9 protein-coding genes are annotated in these 5,913 nt (G+C 49.5%); 6 read left to right on the forward strand and 3 right to left on the reverse strand.

The features are described from left to right. The 5 genes from HJG40_RS14555 to HJG40_RS14575 form a co-directional block, all read left to right on the forward strand. The coding region (locus HJG40_RS14555; RefSeq protein WP_215864773.1) for a group I truncated hemoglobin at positions 1-372 on the forward strand (372 nt) is incomplete at its 5' end. A gap of 135 nt (positions 373-507) precedes the next feature. Continuing rightward, positions 508-1,044, forward strand: coding sequence for an OmpA family protein (locus tag HJG40_RS14560; protein ID WP_215864865.1), 537 nt, complete (start codon positions 508-510; stop codon positions 1,042-1,044). A gap of 102 nt (positions 1,045-1,146) precedes the next feature. Beyond that, the gene (locus tag HJG40_RS14565; RefSeq protein ID WP_215864866.1) at positions 1,147-1,572 is read left to right on the forward strand and encodes a nuclear transport factor 2 family protein; all 426 of its coding nucleotides are present in this window, start codon (positions 1,147-1,149) and stop codon (positions 1,570-1,572) included. Continuing rightward, positions 1,551-2,066 (forward strand): YiiX/YebB-like N1pC/P60 family cysteine hydrolase, encoded by a 516-nt coding sequence (locus HJG40_RS14570; protein WP_215864867.1) that lies wholly within the window; start codon positions 1,551-1,553, stop codon positions 2,064-2,066. The genes HJG40_RS14565 and HJG40_RS14570 overlap by 22 nt, the downstream gene beginning before the upstream one ends. A 124-nt stretch (positions 2,067-2,190) precedes the next feature. Further along, positions 2,191-2,481 (forward strand): high-potential iron-sulfur protein, encoded by a 291-nt coding sequence (locus HJG40_RS14575; protein ID WP_215864868.1) that lies wholly within the window; start codon positions 2,191-2,193, stop codon positions 2,479-2,481. Between the two features lie 141 nt (positions 2,482-2,622). On the opposite strand, the gene HJG40_RS14580 is transcribed toward HJG40_RS14575, so the two are convergent. Then, positions 2,623-2,916, reverse strand: coding sequence for a hypothetical protein (locus HJG40_RS14580; RefSeq protein WP_215864869.1), 294 nt, complete (start codon positions 2,914-2,916; stop codon positions 2,623-2,625). Between the two features lie 379 nt (positions 2,917-3,295). Between HJG40_RS14580 and HJG40_RS14585 the strand changes: the two genes are divergently transcribed. Beyond that, positions 3,296-3,496: a hypothetical protein gene (locus HJG40_RS14585; RefSeq protein ID WP_215864870.1), complete on the forward strand. Its 201-nt coding sequence runs from the start codon at positions 3,296-3,298 to the stop codon at positions 3,494-3,496. Between the two features lie 320 nt (positions 3,497-3,816). Here HJG40_RS14585 and HJG40_RS14590 read toward each other — a convergent pair whose 3' ends face one another. Both HJG40_RS14590 and HJG40_RS14595 read right to left on the reverse strand, forming a co-directional pair. Beyond that, positions 3,817-4,620 carry a helical membrane plugin domain-containing protein gene (locus HJG40_RS14590; protein ID WP_215864871.1) on the reverse strand — a complete coding sequence of 268 codons (804 nt, stop codon included), beginning with the start codon at positions 4,618-4,620 and terminating at the stop codon, positions 3,817-3,819. Between the two features lie 11 nt (positions 4,621-4,631). Beyond that, positions 4,632-5,771, reverse strand: coding sequence for an NAD(P)/FAD-dependent oxidoreductase (locus HJG40_RS14595; RefSeq protein WP_142087397.1), 1,140 nt, complete (start codon positions 5,769-5,771; stop codon positions 4,632-4,634). Positions 5,772-5,913: the final 142 nt, after the last annotated feature.

Raw genomic sequence — 5,913 nt, forward strand, 5'->3', positions numbered from 1 at the left:
GCTCAGGATTACTATGCCCAGTACGGCGGCAAGGCGGGTATTACTAATCTGATCAATACGTTTGTGGGTAATGTGGCTGCAGATCCGCACATCAATTACTACTTCGCACATACCAATATCCCCCACCTGAAGTACGAATTGGTGCAGCAGGTGTGTATGGCTGTGGGTGGTCCTTGCAAGTACACCGGTCTGAGTATGCGTAAAACCCATGAAGGAATGGGTGTTACTACGGCAGCTTTCAATTATCTAGCTCAGGATATGATGGATGCGATGCAGACCCAAAAGATTCCCATGGCGGCACAGAATTACCTGATTGCTATTCTGGCTTCCATGGAACCGCAAATCGTCACCGCTAACGGCCCATTGGGCTGAACAAGGTAACAAAAAATGTTGTATGCAGTCTCCTCCTCCCGCTAGCAAAATCGGGAACTTCAGGCTCCATTTTGGATGGGGCCTATTTTGTCATTGAATTTGTTGTTTAAAAATCAGCTACTAAGGAGGCATAATATGAAAAGAATATATAAGCAAACATTGGCTGTGGCAGTGGTTTTGGCCGCTGCCGGCTGCGGAACTAATCCTTTTGCCTGTTCTCCGGGGATTCCTCCGGCGGCGCCTGCGGCACCAGCCGCAAAACCCGCAGCAGTGGCTCCAATTGCGCCGGTGCGGCATACGGTTCTGGAGAGTAAACCTATTACCATTACCGGGATTAATTTCCAGACCAATTCTTCCAAACTGATCAGTCATGATATTGCCGTGCTGGATCAGGTGGCTGATTTTGCCCATAAACATTCAGCCACTGTTCTGGATGTGAATGGTTACTGTAGTAAAACAGGCAGTTTTGCTTACAATCAAAAACTCTCTGAGCAACGTGCACAAAGCGTTGCCGGTTATCTGGAGGCGCATGGTGTAGCTGCTTCACGAATTGTGACGAAGGGGCATTCCTATATGGATCCCGTCGCCAGCAATGCGACTCCTCAGGGACGTTTCCTGAATCAGCGCGTGGAAATCAATTCCAGTATCAAGGTACGTAAAACTGTGCACTAACTGGCTTGATGAATCACCAGTCAAGACGTCATGATCAACAGGCGATGCTGCTTAAGGTATTGCCTATTTTTCTTTGGATCGATTTAATGAAGGAGAATTTGTGTGCGAAGTATTCTAAAAACACTCACAGTGGCTGGATTAACAGTGGGAATCTCAGCCTGTGGTCTTTTTTCGAGTTCAGGTCCAGAAAATACGGCTATGCATTTTGTGCACGGTATGGCAAAAGGGGACATCCAGAAAGTAGATAAACTGGTTTATTGGGGACCTGAAGTGCAAAATCCAGCACAACCCTATGCACTGCGGCTCGAAGAAGCGAAAGTAAATGGATATGTGATGGCTACTTATCAGCGTCTGCAAGCTGAAGGCGGTTTGAAGGAGGCCAAAATAGTCAAAAACCAACGGACCATGATTCATGGCGTTGAACATGCCACGGTGATTATCAGTCTGATTCCTGAGAAAGGAAGCCCACGGAATACGACGCTGCAACTGGTACGCAGGGACGGGAAATGGTTCGTGAGTGTGGACTGACAGCGTATATACTGTTGCGTGAAGGGCTGGGGGTCGAGGCACGCCTGGTGCGCCTCAAAAATCGCGGTCCCTGGACCCATGTCGGAGTTTTGGTAGGCGGTGCTTTATTTGAAAGCATACCGTCTACGGAACGCACCCGAGGTGGGGTGCACATGGGTAGACTGGACGATTTTTGTGCGCCGGAACGTGCTGTAAAAGTTGGCTATATACCGATTGGCTTGGTAGAACCACAGTGTGAAAATTTGTTTCACTGGTGTCATAAACAGGTGAAGCTACGTATTCCTTTTGATGATAGTTATGACTTGCAGGATGATCGGGCATTATATTGTTCCGAGTTTGTTTATAAGGCATTTTTGCAAATACAGATCGACCTGATCTCAGCGGAGTTAAGTACTTTATCCATACCCTTGGTGGGGGTGCGGAAGGTGGTATTTCCCGGAGATTTGATTGGAATGAAGCCGGTATTCAATAATATTTTTACTCTACGCAGTTGATTATCAAAGTCTGAATATATAATGGGGACCAATTATCTGTTGCTTGCATCCATTTCAGGACAGATTACGTAGAACTAAGTGGGCTCTTTATAGGCGCCTCATTCATCATTTGGGAGAATATACTATGAAATCTATGAATCGTCGTGAATGGTTGAAATCAACAGGTAAAATAGCTGCCGCAGCCGCAGTGGCTCCTTTGGTATTTTCATCCATGGCCAATGCGGGTACTGCAGGTGGGTTGCAAAGCAAAAGTTCTGTCAGTTATCAGGATCATCCCAGTGGCAAGGATATGTGCAGTAATTGCGCGCATTTTGTACCGGGAGCCTCTCCCAGCGCGGATGGTACCTGTAAAGTGGTTGCTGGCAAAATCAGTCCACATGGATATTGCTTTGCCTATACACCTATTTCTGGGTGATTAAGGCGCGCATGGCTGCGCTCTTGTGGTAGATGCCTAGCACATGACATGCCATGACTTTATGTCATGGCATGTCATTTTTGTGTGTGAAAACGTGTCATGGCCATGTCATGATAATATTTCATATTGGCAATTATGCCACTACTCGGCTTCCATCCCGTCGTTCACAATTCCTTCTGCTTTCCGTACGTTGTCGGCCGCTTCCATGCCGTCAGGCATCGTGCCATCTCGTGCCCGAGAGGGATCTTCCATCTCCATGCCATCCGGGATAATCCCTGCCTTTTCTCGGGCAGGGTCGCCCGATTCCATTCCGTCTTGCTCTAGTCCTTTTTGAGCTAGATTGGGTTCTTCAGATTCCATGCCATCATTTACAACACCCTGTTTCTCGACTTTAGGATCCGTACTTTCCATTCCGTCTGGGGTTAACTTATTCATTTCTCACCTTTCTTGCTCCATATAGAGCTTAGCGCCTAAAAACACACACTATAGAGTATAGACCATAATACCGAGTTCTCAAGTTGTAGGTCCCTGATAGAAGGGCGTCAAATCCTCAAATGAACGGCTATAACCAGTGATTAATAGCCCGTATCAATTAGATCCACCTTGTCAGGTAAAAAACATTGTTATATTATATGACTGATGATGACTGTCAAAAAATAATTATAATAATATATAGTAATATGGTGTTATCTTCCCCTTTTTGGTATTTGAATTTTGTTTCGGTTTGTCTATTGCGATAAGCTCCCATAAGAGGCGCGAGAATAATCTCTGAAACCCACCAAAATAGATAACTTCGCCCTGTGGAAGGCACTGGATGACCATTATAACAAGCGACGAAGCCCTGCATTCACCAGAAAATATCCAGGCCCATTTTCGGGCACAGGGATTGGGTGATCCAATTGTGCGTGAGGCTTTAGAAGTAGTGGCAAAAGCCAATGGACTTCCGGTGGAACGGGTCAACCAGTTATTTTTTTCTCGCGGGATGCCGTTGTTGCCGATATGGTCAGAGCTCTGATTAACCTGCGTTATCCTGATCGCTTTGAGCAACTTACTTATTGCCTAATCTGCCAAAAGTTTTCTTTAATCGAAATTGAGGACAGGTAGCCGTCTACTCTGGACCCTCCTGGCTGAATCCAAAAGAGAATCCATGTTCTGTCATCTAAGCAATCTACAGTAAAAATGGGATATTCTCATTGAAGTCCAAAAACTGGTTTTGCACCATGTTTCCATCGTGGTAGTGTTGTAATCACAGATGCTATTAAAAAAGCCCCTGAACAACAGGGGCTACAAGCGGGGCGAGTAGAACACTTTAAAGCTGTAAAAATTAGCGCATGATCAGTGCCTGAGGCGGCAGGAACGGAAATGTTTACCGACCAGCATGAGGAACTGGATGGTTTGCTGGGTTTCCGGTTTTTTCATCATGTCCCAGAGTCCGGTGATTCCCCCCTTGGGAGCGGGGGCGCTGGCGGCCTCCTCAGTGGCACCACTGAGGCAGTGCAGGAAATCGGTGAGGATATGATCCTGATCCATTTTTTCAGCAACGACGAGCAAACGGTCCATGACCCCGGTCCGCGTTGCCCGGTCGAGCAGGCACATGGCATCAGTCGCCAAAGTGGCCAGACGCGAAACCATCTCATCATTCATGGAATCGCCGGCGGCCCCTGCCATACGGGCCAGATGAACGATGCGCTCCAGATCGCCGTTTTCTACCAGAGAGCTGATGGCCGGTAAGGCATGGACCACCTGGCTGCGGTTCACCCGATCCAGTAAATCCATGCCATCGCTGGCCAGACCGGCCAGACGCCCCACCATTTCATCGCTCATGGAATCGGCAGCGGCCCCACTCAGCCGGGCCAGTTGCACGATGCGTTCCAGATCGCCGTTTTCCACCAGGGAGCTGATGGCCGGCAGGGCCCGCGCCACCTGGCTGCGGGTGACCTGATCCACCAAATCCAGACCGTCGCTGGCCAACCCCGCCAGACGACCCACCATTTCATCACTCATGGAGTCTGCTGCCGCACCACTCAGTCGTGCCAGGTGCACAATGCGTTCAAGATCTCCGTTCTGCACCAGATGCACCAGGGCTTCCTGGGCGCGTTGCAGTTCATCTTCAGAAGTTTCTGCCATGACCGCAGCCATACGTCACCTCCTCAGAGTAAACCACGGGCGGTAGCCCAATAGAGTTTGTTATAGGACATCTTGAAGGCGTGTACGGCTCCGGTAGGCGCTTTCGGCTGGGGTGGGGTTTTATAATCGAACATGGCATACGTTGCCCGGTCCTTGCCCGCCTCAATGAAGCAGAACACCTTACCATCATAACTGCGCACCGGCCGTCCCATCTTGATGACCGCCGCCACATTCTCGGCAGCCACTTCCGCTTCGAAGTGGGCCGTTGAACCGGCCTTACTGATGGGCAAATTGGTGGTATCTCCCAGCACCAGAACATTCTTGCCATGCTCCCCTTCCATGTGCAGGGAAGAGCGATTGGTGGGAATCCAGCCGTTTTCACCCAGGCCATTTTTCTCGATGACTTCCTGACCCTTATGGGGCGGAACGGCCACCAGCAGATCGTATTTCACCGCGCCGCCTTCTTCGCTCAGCACCTGAGCGTTTTTACCATCCACTTCTTTCATGTTGAACAGGGTTTCGTATTTAATCCCCATCCGGTCAAATTCCGGCGCCGCCCACTTGGCCACATTCTCCAGACTGTGAACCCGGCCGATGGGGTAGGTGTAATAGAACTCGGTCTTGTCCAGCAGGCCGCGATCCTTGATGAAGTCGTGCATGGCAAAAGTGATTTCCAGGGGAATCATCGGGCACTTATGCGGCAGACCGACGGTAACCACAATGCGTCCACCCTTGAAGTCCGACAGTTGCTTGAAAAATTCGACGGCGTTTTCTGCGGTATAGCAGTTAATGGAATTTTCCTTGAGACCGGGAATTTTCTCGGGCAGGGCGCGTGAACCAGTCGAAATCACGATCAAGTCGTACTCATGCACCTTGCCGCTTTTGCATTTGACATGGTTCTCGGCCAGATGAAATTCTTCAACCGGATCCACATGAAATTCAATCCCCGGCTCCAGCAGACTTTGCTGTTCGCGGACCAGTTCATCGGGCGTCGCCCGACCCATGGCGACATACAACCAGCCGGGTTGATACACATGCTCATGACTGGCAGACAGCATCGTAATACGTGCCTTGCCGGTTTTCATTTCATGGTGAATACGCCGAGCCAGATGATTGGCAAAAATGGTACCGCCCATACCGCCACCTACGACCAGAATTCTCATGATGTCACTCTCCTTAAGGGTTTTACGCCTGTGATTGTTTGTGCATTTACTTGGCCTTGCGGACCCGAATGTGCCAGGTGCCTTCGCCGTCCTGCTCTGTATTTACCATTTCGTGACCGACTTTTTTGACCCACTCCGGCAC

Source organism: Acidithiobacillus concretivorus, assembly GCF_018853445.1.
Classification (GTDB): Bacteria; Pseudomonadota; Gammaproteobacteria; order Acidithiobacillales; family Acidithiobacillaceae; genus Acidithiobacillus; species Acidithiobacillus concretivorus.

What these genes read in the sequence shown, in the direction of transcription:
- HJG40_RS14560 (WP_215864865.1), top strand. Translation starts at nt 508, where the DNA reads ATGAAAAGAATATATAAGCAAACATTGGCTGTGGCAGTGGTTTTGGCC.
- HJG40_RS14570 (WP_215864867.1), top strand. Translation starts at nt 1,551, where the DNA reads ATGGTTCGTGAGTGTGGACTGACAGCGTATATACTGTTGCGTGAAGGG.
- HJG40_RS14575 (WP_215864868.1), top strand. Translation starts at nt 2,191, where the DNA reads ATGAAATCTATGAATCGTCGTGAATGGTTGAAATCAACAGGTAAAATA.
- HJG40_RS14580 (WP_215864869.1), bottom strand. Translation starts at nt 2,916, where the DNA reads ATGAATAAGTTAACCCCAGACGGAATGGAAAGTACGGATCCTAAAGTC.
- HJG40_RS14585 (WP_215864870.1), top strand. Translation starts at nt 3,296, where the DNA reads ATGACCATTATAACAAGCGACGAAGCCCTGCATTCACCAGAAAATATC.
- HJG40_RS14590 (WP_215864871.1), bottom strand. Translation starts at nt 4,620, where the DNA reads ATGGCTGCGGTCATGGCAGAAACTTCTGAAGATGAACTGCAACGCGCC.
- HJG40_RS14595 (WP_142087397.1), bottom strand. Translation starts at nt 5,771, where the DNA reads ATGAGAATTCTGGTCGTAGGTGGCGGTATGGGCGGTACCATTTTTGCC.